We start from the raw sequence: 17457 nt of genomic DNA, 5'->3' as shown, positions 1-17457 counted from the left end.
CAGGAGGCCTCATTCGCCCTACTCGCCGGCAGCTGCCTGCACACGTCCGCGCGGATACGGCAGATCGATGTCGTGTGCGTCGTAGGCACGGTGAATCTCGCGTCGGAGCCGACGCTGCACCGCCCACTGCGCGTTCGGCCGCGTCTTGATCGTCATCCGCAGCTTCACCAGGTCGGGCGACCATTCCTGCACTCCGAGCATGTTGGGTTCGCCCAGCACCTTCGCTGCGAGTGCCGGATCCTGCAGGGCGGTCTCGGCGGCGTCGAGGGCAACCTGCTCGGCCCGCTCGACGTCGGCGGTCAGGGCGACGGGTACCTCGATACGGGCCACGGCGTACCCCTGGCTCATGTTCCCGACCCGCGCGATCTCGCCGTTGCGGACGTACCAGAGCGTGCCGTCGATATCGCGCACCGTCGTGATGCGCAGACCCACGCTCTGCACCTCACCGGTAGCGTCACCCAGGTCGACGGTGTCGCCCACCCCGTACTGGTCCTCCAACAGCATGAAGACGCCTGAGACGAAATCCCGGACCAGATTCTGCGCACCGAACCCGATGGCCAGCCCGATGACGCCGGCCGATGCGATGAACGGCGCGATATTCACCCCCAGCACGTTGAGTACCGCCAGGCTGAGCCACACCAGCAGCACGATCGAGACGGTCGACTTCAGCACCGAGCCGATCGTCTGCGCCCGCTGAAGTCGGCGCTCGGCAGTCTTGGGGTCCGCCGCGGCGGGCATGCGGCCGCGCAGATTGCCCAGGAGTGTCGGCTTGCCCTGCGGCGGTGTGTCACCCTTGCGATTCTGTCCGCTGGCGCGGTCAATCATCCGGTGTGCCACGTAGCGCAGAAGCAGCGCGACCGCGGTGTACACGACCACGCGCACCGGTACCTCGATGAGCCAGTGTCTGTTGGTATCCGTCCATTCGAAAGCCAGGGCGTGTACATCCATACCTTCGACGGTAACGCGAGATCCGGGCCCGTTGGCAAACCCGCTTCCGCCGCGAAGCGGCACTGGATCATCCTCGACGTTGTGTGACAACGGGTTTGACCACCGCCGTCGACGACTACGGATGCATCGTCGGCGCCATCGAGATCCGGTGTTCCGTGGGCAGGTGCACCGACCTGTTACCCCCGGCCCGCTTGGCGTCGAACATCGCATGGTCCGCGCAATCCAACAGCGCTTCCCACATCCGCGCCGACACCGCTGGCTTGTCCCCGGATGTGGTCATCGTCGTACTGGCCACTCCGACACTGCCGGTGACCGGTACGGCGTCGGTGGCGGAGTAGACGGCCGCGCACACCAGATCAGCTGCCCGCGCCACCGCCGTGGCCGCCAAGACCGCGATGACGACGAACTCCTCTCCGCCCACCCGTGCGACCACGGACTGTGGAGCAGCGGCCAATTGGATCCGGCGCGCACTGCGGACCAGGACCTCGTCGCCGACTCCATGGCCGTGCACCTCGTTGATGTCCTTGAAGCGGTCCAGATCGACAACCATCACCACGATGTGGTCGTCACCACTGCCTTTACGACTCAACAAATTTCGCAGATGCAGCCGCACTCCGCGCCTGTTCAGCAGGCCGGTGAGCGGGTCGATCAACGACTCGTTCGCCTCGTTCTGCAGCGTCCAGATACCGAATTGGATGGCAACCGGGACACAGGCCAGACTGAACCCGACGATGACCTTCACCGCAGCGAGAGCGATATCGCCACCGGTGTCGATCATCACGTTGGCGGCCAGCAGCACCACCGTCCCCATTACCCAGATCGCATGCACCGCTAAGAGTTTCGGACCCTCGAAGAACATCAGATAGAACGACAACAAGGCCAGCAGGGTCGCGGCGAAACCCACCACGGACGCATCCGTGTTGACGATCGCGAGAATCGCCATTCCCACATCCGCGCACACGATGAACACCCGCGAGGTGACCTTGCCCGGCCACGCACCCAGCCACCACCGCAGCGCCCACCCCGCGGCACCGACTGCGACACCCGCCGCCAGAGCGCGCGAGAGCAACGTTCCGGGTCCAGCCGGGGTGAATTGGATGATCGTCGAGACGACCGCGACCATCATCACGCTCGCACCGACCAGCACCTGATTGGCTCGCGTCAACCCCCGCTTGGTGAAGAAGTCGACCTGAGCGTCGTAATCGACTGGGGTACGCCACCACTCGACAATCATGCGCGACAGCAAAGTCCCTCGCGGATCCTCGAAAGGTATCCTCGGTCCCGATGGGGACTCCAGCCCGCTCCGCGCCACGGGGCAAGTCTAGAGCCGGCGAAGGGAAGTTCAGGGCCATTTCAGGGCCATTCGGCGACCAGATCCGACAACGCATTTGCCACCTTCGCCCGCTGACGAATACAGGAAAAAGGCGGGCCGACACGTTTCCGTTGTGGGCCTTGCACTTCTCACACGCGAACGATTTGGAGCAAAGTCCCACGGCAGTTGAGAGCAAATGTGCAAACCCGTCAAATTCCAGCGACGGGTGGCGCGTCGGGGTTACTGAAGACCATTTCGCCGACCGTCAACAGGCGCCGTAGGACGAAGGCGGGCAGGACGGGCGGACATCCTGCCCCCGTGGGTTCGAACTGACTTCGAAAGCACTGTGCAGCCCGTGCTTTGCGGTCCACGAACGCTTTCGGCGGGTGGGCGCGGCGGGCGAGATCCCAGGGCACCGCGGGGTCGCCCGGCCTCGCCCAGTGCCACATCCACACCGGGTACTCCAGCATGCGGACGCCGGTGGCCGCCGCGGCCGTGGCGGCGGCCCGCCCTACTGCTTCATGGTCGGGGTGGCCGTCGCCGCGCCAGGTCGCCGCACACCATGTGCCCGCCGGATTGTTGGCCAGGATGTCGGTCAGCAAGCCGGTCAGGATGCTCTCATGGTCGGCCAGTCGCCCGTCGGGCAAGCCCAGCGAGACCGCGCTCGTGAGGCCGAGCACCCGGATGGCCGCCTCGAGTTCGATGCGGCGTTCATATGCCAGCCGACTTCGCTCCGAGGTGGACGCCCCCGGGTTGGCAGCATCCCCGTCGCTGGCCGAGACCACACGCACCTCGATCCCCCGCGAGGCGAGATATGCCGACGTTGCCCCGAATCCCAGTGTTTCGTCATCGGGATGGGCCCCCACGACGACCAGTGCTCGACAACCGCTGAAGTCCATGGCGGGCAACGGATCCGCCGACGCCCACGCGGCTGTGCCGGTGCCTCCGGTATCCAGCGGAGTGGCGGCAAAGCGCGCACAATTGTCCAACTCGCCGTTCATCTGCGCGGTCGGCACAATCGGCCCAGGTCCGCGAGGTCCCGTTCGGCATGGCTCTGGCGGACGTAGATCACCAGATCGGCCACGCGCTGGGCGTGCAGGTTGTCGTGACAAAGCGGCTCCGGACCCATTGCCCTGCCCGTGCGGGTGATCACCTCCTCCACGGCGTGTTCGATGACGGCGCGGGTGCGCCGGGCAAGCAACCGTGCGGTGTCGGTCCGGTCAAACGGGTCGGCGTCGACCTGGGCTGCCGCCACGGACAGCATGGCGTCGGCACCGGCCAGCGTGGCATCCACGGCGCCCAGGTGCGCCAGCAGGTGCGGATCCTCGGCGCGCTCCACCGCGTATCGATAGAGCGGCCGTGCCACCGCGTGCGCGCCTCCCAGCCAACATGCGGCCACCCCGATCGCGCCGTGCCAGAAGCCGGCACGCTCGAGATACCCGCCTGCTGCGCCCACGTGCACGGCCCGGGTCGCGGTGAACTGCACGGCCCGCGTATCGGTGCTCGCCAAGCCGATATTCGACCAGACCGACGGAAGTGCGGTGACCGTCGGGGCGTCGAGCGCCACGGCGAACAACGCGCGTTGCCCACTCTCGATCTCCGCGGTGACCAACGCATGCGTGCACAGGCTCGCACCTGAGCACCACGGCTTGGTGCCGTCCAGGCGGAAAACGTTGTCAGACACGGCCTTTGCCACGAGCCGAAGAGTGGACGATTCCGCTGCCCATACGCCCCAGAGTTCATGCGGATTCGGCGGCTTCTCGCCCAGCTCGTGCAGAATGGCCGCCGCATCGGTGTGGGCTTCGGCGAGACGCCCCGCGCCGAGATCTTCTTCGGCCAGGTTCATCAGCCGATGCCACCGCTGGGCGGTGGCCCCGGAACCCGGCAACGGCACATCGAGGCGACCAGAGTCCAGCCATCGCCGCACCAGGGCGTGGGTCCCTGATTCCGCCGCCGGTCGATCGACTGTCATCTGTCGCGGCTCAGCTCAGGCAGATTCGTCATGTAGGCGGCGAATCCGGCAGGTGCACGACCCACCGTCCGGGCACTGGTGCACACCGGGTCCTGGGCGGTACGCAGGATACGGATCCAAGGCCGCTGTTCGGCGCGCTTGACCAACTCCACGTCTTCACCGGTCTGTAGCGGGCGCCACCCGCCGATGTCGTGATACACGTCCGCTCGGATGCCCAGTGCCGCACCGTGGACGTGCGGGTGCCCTTCGACGTAGGGATGGCGGTCCTGCCAGGCGTGCAGCCGGGAAGCCGGCAGGTCTCCCGACGGATGGACCATTCCGAGCACGAGGTGGTAGCCGTGCGCCGCGGCGTCGACAAATCGGGACATCCAGCCGGCGGGCACCCGACAGTCGGCGTCGGTGCTCGCCAACCAGATTCGCCGCAGCGGTGCGCCGGCATCGGCCAGCGCGGCACGCACACCGGCGCGACGGGCCGCACCGACGCTGTGCCGGTCCACCACGATCGAGCGGATACCCATCCGCTGCACAATGACGCCGGTGTCGTCCTCGCAATCGTCGAGAACCACGACGATACGACAGGTGAGTTGCGGGAAGAGGCGATGGGCTGCGCGCTGCGAATCCAGTAGCGCAGCCAGACACGTGCCGATGAGCTGTTCCTCGTTATGGGCCGGCACGACGACGATCAGCTCGGACACGGCCTGCGCGGTGGGGGCGCTGCAACGAACAGCAGCGTGGTACCGCGCTGTCTCAACTGTGGTCATCACGTTCCTCTGAAAAGCACCAAGGGGACAGTCCGGTTGGCTGTCCCCTTGGTGCGATAGGCCTACTGCTCGGCTTTTTCGCGCGCCTCGCTGGCGGAAGCGGCCGCGCGGGCACTTTCGGCCTGCGCCTCTTTCTCTGCCGCCTCGCGCTGCGCGTCGGCCTTGTCCTGCTGTGCCTCGCCCTCACGGCGCAGGTCGTCGCGGCCGGTGACGGTGCCCGCGACTTCCTTGACCTTGCCCTTCACACCCTCCACTACGCCTTCCACACCCTCTTGGACACCGTTCTTCTCACCCATGCTGGGCTCCTTCGTCATATCGGAATTTCGGACCAGACCATTGGCTTGAGCCTGCATTGGTGGTATTCCCCGGGTGGGCTGATCGAAACCTGACACCACGCGAGCGGCATCAACCCTGCTGCTCTGCCGTCAGTTTCGTGAGCGTGTCCTCGTAACGGTCCAGCATGTGATCGGTGGTGAGGCGCCGACGCGCATCGGCGGCAACTTCTCGGCGGTCCATTCGAGCGGCCACCTCGACGGCCTGAGCCAGCCGCTCCACCGGCGAGGCATGGTCGGTGACCAGTTGTCCTCCGGACTGCTGCACCACCTCCGGCAGTCCGCCCCGCGCCAGTCCGGCGACCGGCGTGCCACACATCTGAGATTCCGCTGCCACCAAGCAGAATGGTTCATCCCATCGCGGCGTGACGAGCGTGACGACGCTGCGCGCGTAGAGATCGGACAACTCCTGTCCGGCCAGCGTGCCCACATATTCGGCGGTACCGCCGAGCAGAGGGCGCAGGACACCGTCGAACCACTCCGGGTCGCTGAGCGGTCCAGCCAACCGCAGGTGTCGGCCGGTCTGCGCTGCCGCGCGGACCGCGATGTCGGCGCCCTTCTCCGGCGTGAGCCGGCCCACCCAGGCAAGGTCGTCACCACCGAAGCCCTCCGAGAACACCTGGGGATCGACGCCGTTGTGAATCACCTCGGCTTGCACCAACGTGGTCCACTGCCGTCGCAACGCCTCGCTCACCGCGACGAAATGACCCGCGTCGCCTGCCAGCCAGGCCCCCACCTCCATCCACGGAAACGGCGGTGTGTGCAACGTGGTCAGCATCGGCGCATCCAGCGCGGGACTGAGCGCCAGCGGGAGCTGGTGCAGGCTCTGATTCAGCACCACGTCGATAGTTCTGTCGCGCAATACATCTCGCATCACCGCAAGGAACGCCACCTGATCGGACAGGAAACGTGGCTCGGGCATGTTCAGGTCACCGGACGCGATCTCGGACAGTTCCGGGACCGGCGGCATCACGTGCAGATCGTCGGCCAGCGCGGAATCGGTGCCCGCGCGTGCATACAGTTGCACATGGTGTCCGCGGCGGCGTAAGCCTGCCGCCATATCGGCGGCCAGTCGTTCCTGACCGCCGGCGAACGGTTCGCACAACGGATGCCGCGACGGCGCCAAGATCGCTACTCGCATGACCGCTCGTGCTCTGCTGCCGTCGACGGGCGGTCCGGTGGCTCGGCGTACTCGTCGTACACCGATACCGGTTCACCCCACACCTCGATGACGAGATCCGCATCCTGGTAGCGGGCGCGAAGCGGCAGGTCGATGATGTCCGCCACCTGCGCCTGGACCGCGGGGCCGTCCAGGGGTATGTGTTCGGTGGGACGCCGCCAGTTCGCGACGACGATTTCCCCGGTGGGCCGCAGCGCCCGACGGGCCGCGCGCACCGTGGCCAGCAGGTCGGGTCCGTCGAGGAAGTAGCCGATCTCGGAAAGGATGACGACGTCGGCCTCAGCAGCCGGGAAGTCTTGCGGCACTGCGCCCAACACCCAGCGGATGTTCGGGGTGCGGTTTCGGCGGGCCACTTCGAGCGCCTTCGCACTCGCGTCCACGGCGATCACCAGATCGGCGCGTTCGGCCAGCTGCACCGATAATTGCCCAGTGGCACAGCCGATTTCGATGACCCGCGCGTAGTGCGGACGACCGAGACAGGCCAACACCAGTTCCAGGCGTCGGCGCTCGTAGGGTGAATCGTCCAGATGCCAAGGATCGTCGGTGGCACCCTCGGTGAGCATCGCGTCGAAGCGGTTTGCAACTTCGGCAGGCGCGTCCGCCGGTTCGGCGAAGATATCGCTGCGCTCGGCGAGTTCGGGATCCCCTGGGAGCGCGACGATCTCGGCGACGCACCGCGCCGCTGCGAGATCGCCCAGGGCAGGTAGCACGGATTCCTTGGATCTCAGAGCGGTCAGCGACGGCGCCAGGAGGCGGAGTCTGGTCCACTGCACGTTCTCGAAGGAGGTTGAATCATGGGGCCACTGAGGGTATTCCAGCAGTATTGCCGCCTGGCTGCGCGCGGCGGCCAGGGCGGCACGGGCGAGACCGCAACGTACCGGCGAGTCGGCGGCCGCGGCGGGCGCGATGAGGAGGGAGTTCGGATGCAGTACCGAGGTGAGGCGTGCACGCACCAGGTCTTCGACGGCGTCGAGCTCCAGTCCCCGCAGATCCCACGATATCGGCCGGCCACCGGCGACCAAGCGGTTCCCGCCGTCCGAGCCCGGCGGACGCTCGGCGTCGGCGGGACCTGTCATCACATCGATCAGATCCACGACGGGACCGGCGCGACCCCGCCCGAGATCGGTCAGCGTCGCACCCACGGCAGCGCAGCCGTCCAGCACGGGGCTGCCGATCAGCACGATACGGGTGCACACACCGGGGTTCCGACCCATGTCGAGTCGCGCAACGGTATCCCAGCGGGGGTCCAGAAGCCACGGGGCACCCCTGGCCTGCGCCGTCATCGTGAATCGACCAACCGTTGCACCAAAGCTGAGCCCCTTCGCCGACCACCTGATACCGAAGTACCCAGGTCTTGCCCATCGCAATCGATACGGGCGGGAAGGTGCCTCTGTGCCACTACTCAGACGGCTGGATCCACCGCCGCCGCTACGATGAGTCCACTGCCGATAGGCAGAGGAACACTTCGGAGGTAGATGTGCCGCACGACGCAGACCCGGGTGACAGCGCCGGTCCCGCTGCCGTGCCCCACTGCGCCGTCGCCGAAAGTCAGCTCGGCGACGTGCGCGTCCTCACCGTCGCCGGCACGGTCGATGTGCTCACCGCGCCACAGTTGAAGGCGGCGATCGCCGCTGCTGCGGGCAGCGCGCCCACGGCGATCGTGGTGGACCTGACCGCCGTGGAGTTCCTGGCCTCAACCGGCATGGGAGTGCTCGTCGAAGCCCACGGGCAGCTGGCACCGGCCGTGCGATTGGTCGTCGTCGCCGACGGACCCGCCACCAGCCGGCCACTCAAACTGGTCGGGATCGCCAACATCATCGATCTGTTCTCCACGCTCGACGAGGCCGTCGCCGACATCAGCGGGTGACGATGGTCGTCAGACCTTCGGCAGCCGGACCACCTGGACAAAGAACTCGTCGATCTGGCGCACCGCATTGAGGAACTGATCGAGGTCCACGGGCTTGGTGACGTACGCATTGGCGTGCAACTTGTAGCTGCGCAGGATGTCCTCCTCGGCCGCGGACGTGGTGAGCACGACCACCGGGATGTGACGCAGTTCCGGATCGGACTTGATCTGCTCCAGCACCTGGCGCCCGTCATACTTCGGCAGGTTGAGGTCGAGCAGGATCAGATCCGGTGTCGGCGCATCGGCATAGATGCCGCGCCGATACAGGAAGTCCAAGCCCTCTTCGCCGTCGTGAGCCACGTACAGGTTGTTCTTGATCTTGTTGTGCTCGAACGCTTCCCGGGTGATCAGCTCGTCACCTGCGTCGTCCTCGACCAGCAAGATGACGATCGCATTTGCGTCCATGGGCGTGCTCATTCACAGGTTCCTTCCGCCGCCTCTTGTCACAGCGTAGAGACGAATCGTGCACGCGGGTAGGCGGCGGCCGTGTGCAGGACCCACCGCGCTCATTCGACCTGGTCGGGCTCGTTGCGCTCGGCGATCATCGCGAGCCGCCACAGGCACTCCCTGTTACGTGGGGCGACCGCCAGGAGCGCTACGGCGTCGGGCACCCATTTCAGTGGGCCGCCCACGGCGACCTCACTCATCTCCGCCTGGCAGCCACCATCGGCAGTATCACTGAGGTGCAGGGTGATTCGCGCTTCGGCAGCCGGCCGGACCTTGGCCAGCAGAACCAGCTCACGCCCCGGATCGACACTGACCACCACGGTTTCGTCGTCGATCACCGCAGGCCACGTGCCGATGGAGTGCAGGATCCGGGATCCGGTATCCGGCCAGTCGGCGCCAACGGCCCGGATACGGCTGTTACCCACGACCCAGCCCGAGTACGTCCACCCGTCGCACAGCACCGCCCACACGCGTTCGCGGCTTGCGGTGATCTGCCGTGACACGGTCATCGGGCAGCCGACTGATTCGAGGTGGGCACGGGTTACTCCTGTACGGGTCGACGGCGAAAGAACGGCCTCGCCGAGGGCGTAGCGATGTGCGCGAGTACCCGCCTTCCTTGCGGTGCAAACCCCTGCGAGACAGGGACGAATACGGGTGCGCAGCCCGCATGACGCCTCGGTGTTGCCGTCGTTCAGCGGACCCCCGCGTCATTGCTGAGCAACACCTTGAGCGCGCCGGACGAGGCCGCGTCGGAGAAGACGTCGTAAGCCTGCTCGATATCGGACAGGGCGAACCGGTGGGTGACCAGCGACGAGGTGTCGATCTGCTGACTGGCGACCAGCTTGATCAGCGTCGGGGTGGACCGGGTGTCGACGAGCCCGGTGGTCAGGGTCAGGTTCTTGATCCAGAGATCCTCCAGGTGCAGTGTCACCGGTTCGCCGTGTACCCCGATGTTCGCGATGTGTCCCCCTGGGCGGGCCAGCGACACCGCCAGGTCGAAGGTCGCGGGAATGCCCACGGCCTCCATCGTGACATCGGCGCCCACACCGTCGGTGAGACTCGCGATCACCTCCGCCGGGTCCTGGTCGGCATTGTTGACGGTGATGTCGGCGCCGATCTTGCGCGCGATGTCGAGTCGTGCGTCCACGCGATCGATGACGACGATATGGCTGGGACTCAACAGTTTCGCCGCCAGCACGGCCGCCAGCCCGATGGGCCCGGCACCGACGATGGCCACCACGTCCGCCGGTCGCAGCTTTCCGTTCAGAACGCCCACCTCGTAGGCGGTGGGCAGGATGTCGGCCAGCAGGATCATCTGATCGTCGCCGACCTGATCGGGTATCGGATGGGTGGAGTTGTCGGCGAAGGGCACTCTGACGTATTCGGCCTGCGTACCGTCGATGCGGTGGCCGAGGATCCACCCGCCGCCACCAAGGCACTGGCTGTAGGAACCTTCACGGCAGTACCGGCAGACTCCGCATGACGATATACAGGACACCAGTACCCGATCGCCGACGGCTACCCGCTGCACACCCGGACCGATCTCGACCACCGTGCCGACCGCCTCGTGACCGAGCACCCGGCCCGGTGACACGGTGGCGACGTCACCCTTGAGGATGTGTAGGTCGGTACCGCAGATGGTGACCGCGTCGACACGCACCACAGCATCCGTCGGGTGCACAATGGTGGCGTCCGGTACGTCATCCCAGGACTTCTCACCATTGCCGTGGTAGACCAGCGCTTTCATGACAGGCTCCTCACTCGATTACTCTGTGGCACAGGTTCAGTCGACCGTGATGGGCGCTGCCGTACAGCGCCGCATCTCGTCCGGGTGAACTCCAGGGGCCAGTTCGACAAGCTTCAATCCCTGCGCATCGATGTCGAGCACGCCGAGATCGGTGATGATCCGGTTCACGACGCCCGCACCGGTGAGCGGTAAGGTGTTCTCCGCGAGGATTTTTGATGCCCCTTCCCTGGTTCGATGCTCCATCAGGACGATCACCTTCTTCGCACCGTGCACCAGGTCCATCGCGCCGCCCATACCCTTGACGAGCTTTCCGGGCACCACCCAGTTACTCAGATCGCCACGGGCACTGACCTGCATGCCGCCCAGGATCGCGGCATCGATCCTGCCGGATCGGATCATGCCGAAACTCGTCGCCGAGTCGAAGAAGCTGGCGCCGGACAAGGTGGTCACCGTCTCCTTGCCGGCATTGATCAAATCCGGATCCTCGGCACCCTCGTACGGATACGGCCCGAGGCCCAGGATCCCGTTCTCGGACTGCAGGACGATGTGCACATCGCGGGGCACGTACTCGGGGACCAGCGTCGGCAATCCGATCCCGAGATTGACGTAGTCTCCATCGCTGAGTTCCGCGGCGGCCCGTGCCGCCATCTGATGCCGATCCCAGGCCATCAGGCCACCTCACCTTCCGAGTGCCGATCGGCCTCATCTGCAGGCCCGGGCCGGACCGTGCGCCGCTCGATGCCCTTGCCGGCGATCTCGGCAGCGGTCAATGGCAACACGCGATCCACGTAGACACCGGGCAGATGAACGGCATCGGTATCGAGTTCACCGGGTTCCACCAGGATCTCCACTTCGGCTACGGTGACCTTTGCAGCCATGGCGCACAGCGGATTGAAGTTCCGGGCGGCTTTGCGGAACACCAGGTTTCCGTGCCGGTCGCCCTTCCAGGCGTGGATCAAGGCGAAGTCGGGGCGCAGTGCCTCCTCCAGGACGAAGGGCTGCTCGACACCGTCCCAGCTCAATGCCTTCACCGGTTTGGGAGTCGAGGCGACGGCCACCGACCCGTCCGCCGCGTACCGAATGGGCAGGCCACCGTCTGCGATCTGGGTACCCACTCCGCTGCGGGTGTAGAAGGCCGCGATACCCGAGCCCCCGGCGCGCAGCCGCTCGGCCAGCGTGCCCTGGGGATTGAGCTCGATCTCCACCTCCCCCGACAGATACTGCCGCTCCAGTTCCTTGTTCTCCCCGACATAGGAGGCGATCAAACGTCTGATCTGCCGCTTCTCCAGCAACAGCGAATTGCCCACGCCCGCGATACCGCAGTTGTTCGAGACCAAAGTGATGTCCCGACTGCCCAATTCGGCCAGGGCCGCCAGCAACGCCGACGGGATACCGCAGATCCCGAAGCCTCCGGTCGCCAGCATGATCGAGTCCGGGATGTCGGACACCGCCTCGGCGGCGGTCGCAACTTTCTTGTCCATGCGGTCCTTTCAGCGCAGTGTGGCGAGTTGGTCGAGTACGTGTTCGGGCTGGGCCGAGTCGGGAATGGTGGTTAGCAGCACCTCCCCTTCGGGAACCTCGGCAGTGGCGGTCCAGAACTGGTCGGGAATGACGACGATCCCCGGATCCCCTGCCGCGGTCTCGATTCCACCGTCGTGCCACAGCGCCACCGACCAGTCGAAGTGCCCCGCGACGTTGGCAATCGATGTGTAGCCGTCCAGCCGTTCGGCGGTCTTGCAGGGAGTCCCACGCGCGTCGAGCAGTACCAGAGCCACGGTGAGCTCGCCGAGTCGCCCGAGCCATTCGGCGACATACATCGACGCGCTGTCGGCGCGGTCGGGGTCCACGGCGTCGATCGGGCTGCCCGCGATCTGGTGCGCCCACGACAGCCAGGCGGCCGGTGACGGTGTGTACAGAACCAGCCCGCGTCGGGTGGTGTGGGACACCGTGCCCAGCACCTCCAGCAGCGACTCCAGCATCGCCTCGTCGCCGAGCAAGGTGCGCAGCGGGTAGCCCGTCCGGGACCGGGCCCCCATCGCCTCGACGAGTTCGGGGCGAGCCGCCAGGTGAGCGGCCATCAGCCGGCGGACGTCGATCCAGTGACTGTCGGGATCCAACAGTCCGCGGACCTGCCCGAAGTGCCCGGCCGCGAGGGTGGTGTCCGTCCAGGGAATCGGTGCGCCCTGGCGGATGACGGCAGTGGAATAGCCGTCATCGTTGATCAACAAAGGTCGAGGGCGCCCGCTGGGAGGCGCGGCGGCAAGGGTTTTCAGGCTCATGGCGGATCCTTGTGACGTTCGGCTCGGTCGGGGGACGGTGGTGGCGGTCCCGGCGGGAGGGGCCGCCACCACCGGTGTGTCAGGCGAGTTTGCGCGCGGTCTCGCCGTAACGCGCCTCCAGCTCGTCGATGCGCTCCTGAAGTTTGGCGATCTTGACCTCTCGGCGGTCCGGCACCACCACCAGTGGCAGCTCGACCAGCGGGGCCTTCACCCGCTCGGGGCCGTCGATCGTGTACACGGTCGCCGTGATGTCCTCGTTGCCCGGCTCCCAGGTGCCCCACGATCCGTAGTAGGCAAGTTCCTTCGGAGGTTCCGGCTTGACGAACTCCTGGCAGAACTCGGCGAAGGGCTTTCCGCGCTGCAGACGTGCCTGCCGGGCGTCGGAGCGTGCCTGTTCGGTGCGTGCCACGTCGAGCCGGAAGGTCGCCGGGTCGTAGTGCACGGCGAAGATGGTCTCGGCCACCTTCTGGCTGATGCGCCCCAGTTCGGCGTCCCGGATGACCGATTCCGGCGAGCGCTCCAGCGGGTCGCCGTAGCCACCGCCGGCGCCCTGGCTGATCATGTACAGCTCGCCGTCCTTGGCCCGATCGAACTGCAGCCCCATGTGGTAGGTCGAGTACCGGCCGTCCGGGAATGGGCGTTCGTTCATGACCTTCTCGATGGACAGGTCGAACTTCTTGTTGTCCTGCCGGAAGTGTTCGTAGACGTTGGTGCCCTTGACCATGGCCAGCGGGTAGGTGCCGCACCCGTATCCGCCGTACATCCCGTAGATGGAGGAGAACTTGGCACCGGAGGTCACGGTCATGAATCCCCACTCCGGGGAGCCCTCGGCAGCGACGATCATCTCGTAACCCATGCCGCCGGTGAACTTGCCGAAGCCCATGTTGTCGCGGACCAGGCGCTTGGCCACGAGCTGCATGAACGGCACCTCTTCCTCCATCACCTCCTGCTCGGCGGTATCGGCCATGGCGCAGAACAGGGGCGAGACCGCGTCCTCTCCGTCGCGGAAGGGCTTTGCCCCACCGGGCATTCCGTTGAGGTCGGCGCAGAGGTTGCCCACCATGTCGCCGTGCTGGGTGATGCCGCCCCACAGGAAGGTGTTGATCTGGTTGAACCAGTTGGCAACCACATTGCTGTACTTGTGCGGCGTGGAGAACGACATCCGGCTGTAGAGCGCCTGCATCGCCGAGAATCCGCGGAACGAGGCCTGCAGGGACTGCCCCATCGGGGCGTCATAGGACGCGTCCGCCCAGGTGCCCTCGTCCGAGATGATCTCGATGCAGCTCATCGCCGCGGTGCAGCGCGGTAGATCGGGCCACCAGAACGCCAGGATTGCCTGCATCATCATGGATTTCACGGAGCACAGTGGTGAGTTGATGGCACGGTTCATGATTTCCGGCCCGGTGCCACGCAGGTCTACGGTCATCGAGTCGCCTTTGACGGTGATCTTGCACGCGATCTTGATGAGGATGTTCTCTTTGAGCGTGCTGTCCATGAACTGGTCGAACCGGTAGGTGCCATCCGGCAACTCGGAGATACGACGACGGACCTCGGCGTCGACGTCTTCGATGGTGGTCCGAAGTGCTCCCACGAAGGTATCGACACCCACCTCGTCGATCACCTTGTCGATGCGCTCCATGATCTTGCGCACCGCGGTGATCTTCACCTTCAGGTCCGCCAGCTGCAGCTTGGGATCTCGCACCGAATGCTGAAGGAAGGTCAGCAGATCCCGGCGTAGCTCACCACCTTCGACGATCTTGAACGGGCTCATGCGCAGGCCGTCGTCGAACGGCGTCTCTGACCCGGACGGCATACCGCCGGGTTCGCATGCGCCGTTCTCACCTTCGTGGATGGTGGCGGCGACCCACGCGATGATGGTGCCGTCGCGCATGATCGGCATGATCATCGACTGGTCCGTGTTGTGCACATTGCCGTACCTGGCGTCATTGTGGATGAATCCGTCACCCTCGTGGACGCCCACGGTCGGTTCGTCCTTCCAGTACTTCATGATGTACCGGATCGGGTGGTGCAGGATCGCGCTGAAGGCGATGACGCCGTGGCACGAAAGGTACGACACGTCGCCGGCGGCGGTGTAGATGGCCGTGGTGAGGTCGCCCCATTTGGCTCCCGGGGCCGCGCCCTGGGCCTCACACATCTCGTAACCCTCGTCCAGGGCACCGGCGATGCGCTTACGGATGCGTTCCACCTGCAGCCGATCCACGCCGGCGGCAAGCGCCACCTCTTCGTGCGCCGAACGTTCGGAGATGCTGTGGCTGCGCATGATCCCGGCGTCGGGTCCCAGGAACAGCGTGGTTTCGTCCATGAACTTGTCCACCCACTGCTGTTCTTCGTTCGTCAGCGTGGTGGCGGGCCGTTCGTTGACTGTGGTCATGGTCTTTTACTCAACTTTCTCGACGGTTCAGGGTTTCGGTCAGTCCTGCAGGAACCACACGGCGCCTTGGGCCGTGGGCTCGAGCCGCCAACCGGGCTCGACCAGGAATGTGGTGTTCTCGGTGGTGACGATTGCCGGACCGGCGATCACCCGGTCCGGACGAAGCGAATCCTGTTCGTAGACCGGGGTGTCGATCGGATCGTCGATTCCGATGAAGTGCGCCGTGCGACTACCGACCGGGGTCGGGGCGCTCCGCGCGCCACCGTGCTCCAGTGATTCGAAATTGACCACATCGCCGTCGACGAATGACGCCACCCGTACGGTGCTGCATCGGATTCCGGCTTCCGGCGCTGCCGATGAGGCCCCGAAGCGGTGACTGTAGACATCGCCGAAGGTCTTGATGATCTCCAGAACCTCTTTGACACCGTTGATGCGGTGGAGGTCGGTCAGCGCCACCGCTTGCGTCAGCAGCTGGTTGCCATACCGCATGTCGAGCTCGAGCCGGTACCGGACGTCTTCCTCGGAGAACCCCTGGCGGATCAGGTCTTCCCGCCCGGCATCCTCAAGTTCCTGTACCACCGAGTTGAATTCGGTGTAGTTGGCGTAGAGCGAACGCGTGGTGGCGTTGTACATCGTGATGTGCACACCGCGCTCGTGGAAGTGCAGCTGTTTCATATTGCCCGCACCACATGCCGAGAACACCGAGGAGAAGGGCGGCGCCAGAACACGTTTGATACCGGCGTGCCGCGCGACACCGCACGCGTGCAGTGGCCCGTTGCCGCCGTAGGCGAGCATGGTGAAATCCTCGGGAAGATAGCCCCGCACCCGCAGTTCTTTGCCGATACCGATGGCCATCTGCTCGTCGACACCGTCTTTGATCACCCGTGCCACGTCGATCGGATCCATGTCGAGGGGGTCGCACAGATCCTCTTCGATGGCGAACAGCGAGCGCTTCGGATTGAGTTTGATGTAACCGTTGGCATAGTTGTCCGGGTCGAGGTACCCGAGAAGGAGGTCCGCGTCGGTCACGGTGGGACGGAGCCCGCCGCGGTCGTAGCATGCCGGGCCCGGATTGGAACCCGCCGACTTCGGGCCGATCTTGATCGAGTTGTGGATGCGGTCGTAGCTGGCGATGGATCCGCCGCCGGCGCCCAGGGTGTCCAGGTGGACCATCGGAACCGATACCAGCCACCGGTCGATGGTGGGCAGGAAGTCGTAGTGCTTGACGCCTCCCTCGGGCACCAGGCCGATATCGAACGAGGTGCCGCCCATATCGGTGGCGATGACATGACCGATCCCGGTCTCGCTCGAAAGGTGTTCGGCGGCACCCACACCGGCGATCGGGCCGGAATGGATGGTCTGCAGCGCGTCCGTCGAGTTCATCTGGGCCATGCCACCGGAGTTGTGGATGACCAACATCGGCTTGTCGTAACCGAAGTCCCGGAGGTTGGTCGACAACTGTGCCAGCGCGTGGAGCATGATCTCGTGCAGGTAACCATCGATGATGGTCGACGTTGCGCGCACGTACTCGCCCTTGCGGCCGGAGACCTGATGCCCGAGCAGCACCGGGATGGCTCCCAGCTCGTGCGGCGGAAACTCGTCCAGGATGATCTCCTGGATGGCCAGTTCGTGCTCCGGGTTCTCGGTCGAATTGACCGTCGAGACCACGATCGCCTCGGCGCCGGCATCGACGAGTTCGCGGACCACCGTGCGCACGTCGTCGGGGTCGAGCCGGGCGACGATCTTGCCCGCAGAGTTGATGCGTTCCTTGACCGATCGGATCATCGCCCGGGGCACCAGTGGTTCGGGCCGCTCGGCTGCGGGGAGGTTCTGCTGCATCGAATAGTCCAGGCCCTCGCCGTAGCCACGGCCACGCGACAGCGGAATGGTGTCCTCGAACCCATGGGTGACGATGGCCGCCACCTGGGGTCCGTTGCGTTCGATGAGCGCGTTGGTGCCCAACGTGGTGGCATAACGCACCGAGTCCACTTCCGAGAGCACCGTGGAGCGGTCCAGCCCGGCGCGCTTGCACGCGAGGTCGAGTGCATCGTTGAACCCGATCGCCAGATTGTGGTGGGTGGTCAGCGCCTTGGCGTCGACGTAGATGTCGTCCCAGACGAAGAAGCAGTCGGTGAAGGTGCCACCGATGTCGACTGAAATGCGTTTCATGTCAGTAGTTCT

At 65.6% G+C, this 17457-nt stretch carries 17 protein-coding genes; 1 reads left to right on the top strand and 16 read right to left on the bottom strand.

Annotated features, from left to right (window positions below):
* Positions 1–18: 18 nt before the first annotated feature.
* From FHU31_RS03510 to FHU31_RS03475, 8 genes are all read right to left on the bottom strand, one after another.
* The gene (locus FHU31_RS03510) at positions 19–948 is read right to left on the bottom strand and encodes a mechanosensitive ion channel family protein (RefSeq protein ID WP_167155950.1); all 930 of its coding nucleotides are present in this window, start codon (positions 946–948) and stop codon (positions 19–21) included.
* Between the two features lie 115 nt (positions 949–1063).
* Positions 1064–2182, bottom strand: a complete 1119-nt coding sequence (locus FHU31_RS03505) for a GGDEF domain-containing protein (protein WP_167155948.1) — start codon at positions 2180–2182, stop codon at positions 1064–1066.
* 287 nt (positions 2183–2469) lie between these two features.
* A complete protein-coding gene (locus tag FHU31_RS03500; RefSeq protein WP_167160580.1) occupies positions 2470–3261 on the bottom strand; it encodes a PIG-L deacetylase family protein in 792 nt (263 codons plus the stop codon).
* On the bottom strand, positions 3258–4232 hold the full coding sequence (locus tag FHU31_RS03495) for an acyl-CoA dehydrogenase family protein (RefSeq protein ID WP_167155946.1): 975 nt from the start codon (positions 4230–4232) through the stop codon (positions 3258–3260). The genes FHU31_RS03500 and FHU31_RS03495 overlap by 4 nt, the downstream gene beginning before the upstream one ends.
* Entirely contained in the window at positions 4229–4993 is a 765-nt protein-coding gene (locus FHU31_RS03490; protein ID WP_167155944.1) for a glycosyltransferase family 2 protein, read from the bottom strand. The genes FHU31_RS03495 and FHU31_RS03490 overlap by 4 nt, the downstream gene beginning before the upstream one ends.
* 62 nt (positions 4994–5055) lie before the next feature.
* Positions 5056–5289, bottom strand: coding sequence for a microaggregate-binding protein 1 (mbp1, locus tag FHU31_RS03485; RefSeq protein ID WP_090363875.1), 234 nt, complete (start codon positions 5287–5289; stop codon positions 5056–5058).
* A 109-nt stretch (positions 5290–5398) separates the two neighbouring features.
* Entirely contained in the window at positions 5399–6466 is a 1068-nt protein-coding gene (locus tag FHU31_RS03480; protein WP_167155942.1) for a glycosyltransferase, read from the bottom strand.
* Positions 6457–7719, bottom strand: a complete 1263-nt coding sequence (locus tag FHU31_RS03475; RefSeq protein WP_167155940.1) for a class I SAM-dependent methyltransferase — start codon at positions 7717–7719, stop codon at positions 6457–6459. The genes FHU31_RS03480 and FHU31_RS03475 overlap by 10 nt, the downstream gene beginning before the upstream one ends.
* A 263-nt stretch (positions 7720–7982) precedes the next feature.
* On the opposite strand from FHU31_RS03475, the gene FHU31_RS03470 reads away from it, so the two are divergent.
* Positions 7983–8372: an STAS domain-containing protein gene (locus tag FHU31_RS03470; protein ID WP_167155939.1), complete on the top strand. Its 390-nt coding sequence runs from the start codon at positions 7983–7985 to the stop codon at positions 8370–8372.
* A gap of 9 nt (positions 8373–8381) precedes the next feature.
* On the opposite strand, the gene FHU31_RS03465 is transcribed toward FHU31_RS03470, so the two are convergent.
* From FHU31_RS03465 to FHU31_RS03430, 8 genes are all read right to left on the bottom strand, one after another.
* On the bottom strand, positions 8382–8828 hold the full coding sequence (locus tag FHU31_RS03465; RefSeq protein WP_167155936.1) for a response regulator: 447 nt from the start codon (positions 8826–8828) through the stop codon (positions 8382–8384).
* Positions 8829–8917: 89 nt separating this feature from the next.
* Positions 8918–9367 carry an SRPBCC family protein gene (locus FHU31_RS03460; RefSeq protein ID WP_167155935.1) on the bottom strand — a complete coding sequence of 150 codons (450 nt, stop codon included), beginning with the start codon at positions 9365–9367 and terminating at the stop codon, positions 8918–8920.
* A gap of 182 nt (positions 9368–9549) precedes the next feature.
* Complete coding sequence (locus tag FHU31_RS03455) at positions 9550–10605, bottom strand: zinc-dependent alcohol dehydrogenase family protein (protein WP_167155933.1); 1056 nt, start codon at positions 10603–10605, stop codon at positions 9550–9552.
* Positions 10606–10641: 36 nt separating this feature from the next.
* On the bottom strand, positions 10642–11274 hold the full coding sequence (locus FHU31_RS03450; RefSeq protein ID WP_167155931.1) for a 3-oxoacid CoA-transferase subunit B: 633 nt from the start codon (positions 11272–11274) through the stop codon (positions 10642–10644).
* Positions 11274–12086 (bottom strand): CoA transferase subunit A, encoded by an 813-nt coding sequence (locus FHU31_RS03445; RefSeq protein ID WP_167155929.1) that lies wholly within the window; start codon positions 12084–12086, stop codon positions 11274–11276. Before FHU31_RS03445 ends, FHU31_RS03450 begins: the two co-directional genes overlap by 1 nt.
* Positions 12087–12095: 9 nt before the next feature.
* The gene (locus tag FHU31_RS03440; RefSeq protein WP_167155927.1) at positions 12096–12884 is read right to left on the bottom strand and encodes a hypothetical protein; all 789 of its coding nucleotides are present in this window, start codon (positions 12882–12884) and stop codon (positions 12096–12098) included.
* 79 nt (positions 12885–12963) lie between these two features.
* On the bottom strand, positions 12964–15276 hold the full coding sequence (locus FHU31_RS03435) for a hydantoinase B/oxoprolinase family protein (RefSeq protein ID WP_167155926.1): 2313 nt from the start codon (positions 15274–15276) through the stop codon (positions 12964–12966).
* Between the two features lie 39 nt (positions 15277–15315).
* Positions 15316–17445 (bottom strand): hydantoinase/oxoprolinase family protein, encoded by a 2130-nt coding sequence (locus FHU31_RS03430; protein WP_167155924.1) that lies wholly within the window; start codon positions 17443–17445, stop codon positions 15316–15318.
* Positions 17446–17457 lie beyond the last annotated feature (12 nt).

Origin of the sequence: Mycolicibacterium fluoranthenivorans, from assembly GCF_011758805.1 — a bacterium.
GTDB lineage: Bacteria > Actinomycetota > Actinomycetes > Mycobacteriales > Mycobacteriaceae > Mycobacterium > Mycobacterium fluoranthenivorans.
The sequence above is the reverse complement of the archived record's forward strand: the minus strand, read 5'-3'. Positions and strand labels throughout refer to the sequence as shown.

Excerpts from the sequence above, each read along its gene's own strand:
- FHU31_RS03500 (WP_167160580.1), bottom strand. The coding sequence starts at position 3,261 with ATGAACGGCGAGTTGGACAATTGTGCGCGCTTTGCCGCCACTCCGCTG.
- FHU31_RS03455 (WP_167155933.1), bottom strand. The coding sequence starts at position 10,605 with ATGAAAGCGCTGGTCTACCACGGCAATGGTGAGAAGTCCTGGGATGAC.
- FHU31_RS03510 (WP_167155950.1), bottom strand. The coding sequence starts at position 948 with ATGGATGTACACGCCCTGGCTTTCGAATGGACGGATACCAACAGACAC.
- FHU31_RS03445 (WP_167155929.1), bottom strand. The coding sequence starts at position 12,086 with ATGGACAAGAAAGTTGCGACCGCCGCCGAGGCGGTGTCCGACATCCCG.
- FHU31_RS03460 (WP_167155935.1), bottom strand. The coding sequence starts at position 9,367 with ATGACCGTGTCACGGCAGATCACCGCAAGCCGCGAACGCGTGTGGGCG.
- FHU31_RS03450 (WP_167155931.1), bottom strand. The coding sequence starts at position 11,274 with ATGGCCTGGGATCGGCATCAGATGGCGGCACGGGCCGCCGCGGAACTC.
- FHU31_RS03475 (WP_167155940.1), bottom strand. The coding sequence starts at position 7,719 with ATGGGTCGGAACCCCGGTGTGTGCACCCGTATCGTGCTGATCGGCAGC.
- FHU31_RS03490 (WP_167155944.1), bottom strand. The coding sequence starts at position 4,993 with ATGACCACAGTTGAGACAGCGCGGTACCACGCTGCTGTTCGTTGCAGC.
- FHU31_RS03505 (WP_167155948.1), bottom strand. The coding sequence starts at position 2,182 with ATGATTGTCGAGTGGTGGCGTACCCCAGTCGATTACGACGCTCAGGTC.
- FHU31_RS03435 (WP_167155926.1), bottom strand. The coding sequence starts at position 15,276 with ATGACCACAGTCAACGAACGGCCCGCCACCACGCTGACGAACGAAGAA.
- FHU31_RS03440 (WP_167155927.1), bottom strand. The coding sequence starts at position 12,884 with ATGAGCCTGAAAACCCTTGCCGCCGCGCCTCCCAGCGGGCGCCCTCGA.
- FHU31_RS03430 (WP_167155924.1), bottom strand. The coding sequence starts at position 17,445 with ATGAAACGCATTTCAGTCGACATCGGTGGCACCTTCACCGACTGCTTC.
- FHU31_RS03495 (WP_167155946.1), bottom strand. The coding sequence starts at position 4,232 with ATGACAGTCGATCGACCGGCGGCGGAATCAGGGACCCACGCCCTGGTG.
- FHU31_RS03480 (WP_167155942.1), bottom strand. The coding sequence starts at position 6,466 with ATGCGAGTAGCGATCTTGGCGCCGTCGCGGCATCCGTTGTGCGAACCG.
- FHU31_RS03465 (WP_167155936.1), bottom strand. The coding sequence starts at position 8,828 with ATGAGCACGCCCATGGACGCAAATGCGATCGTCATCTTGCTGGTCGAG.
- mbp1 (WP_090363875.1), bottom strand. The coding sequence starts at position 5,289 with ATGGGTGAGAAGAACGGTGTCCAAGAGGGTGTGGAAGGCGTAGTGGAG.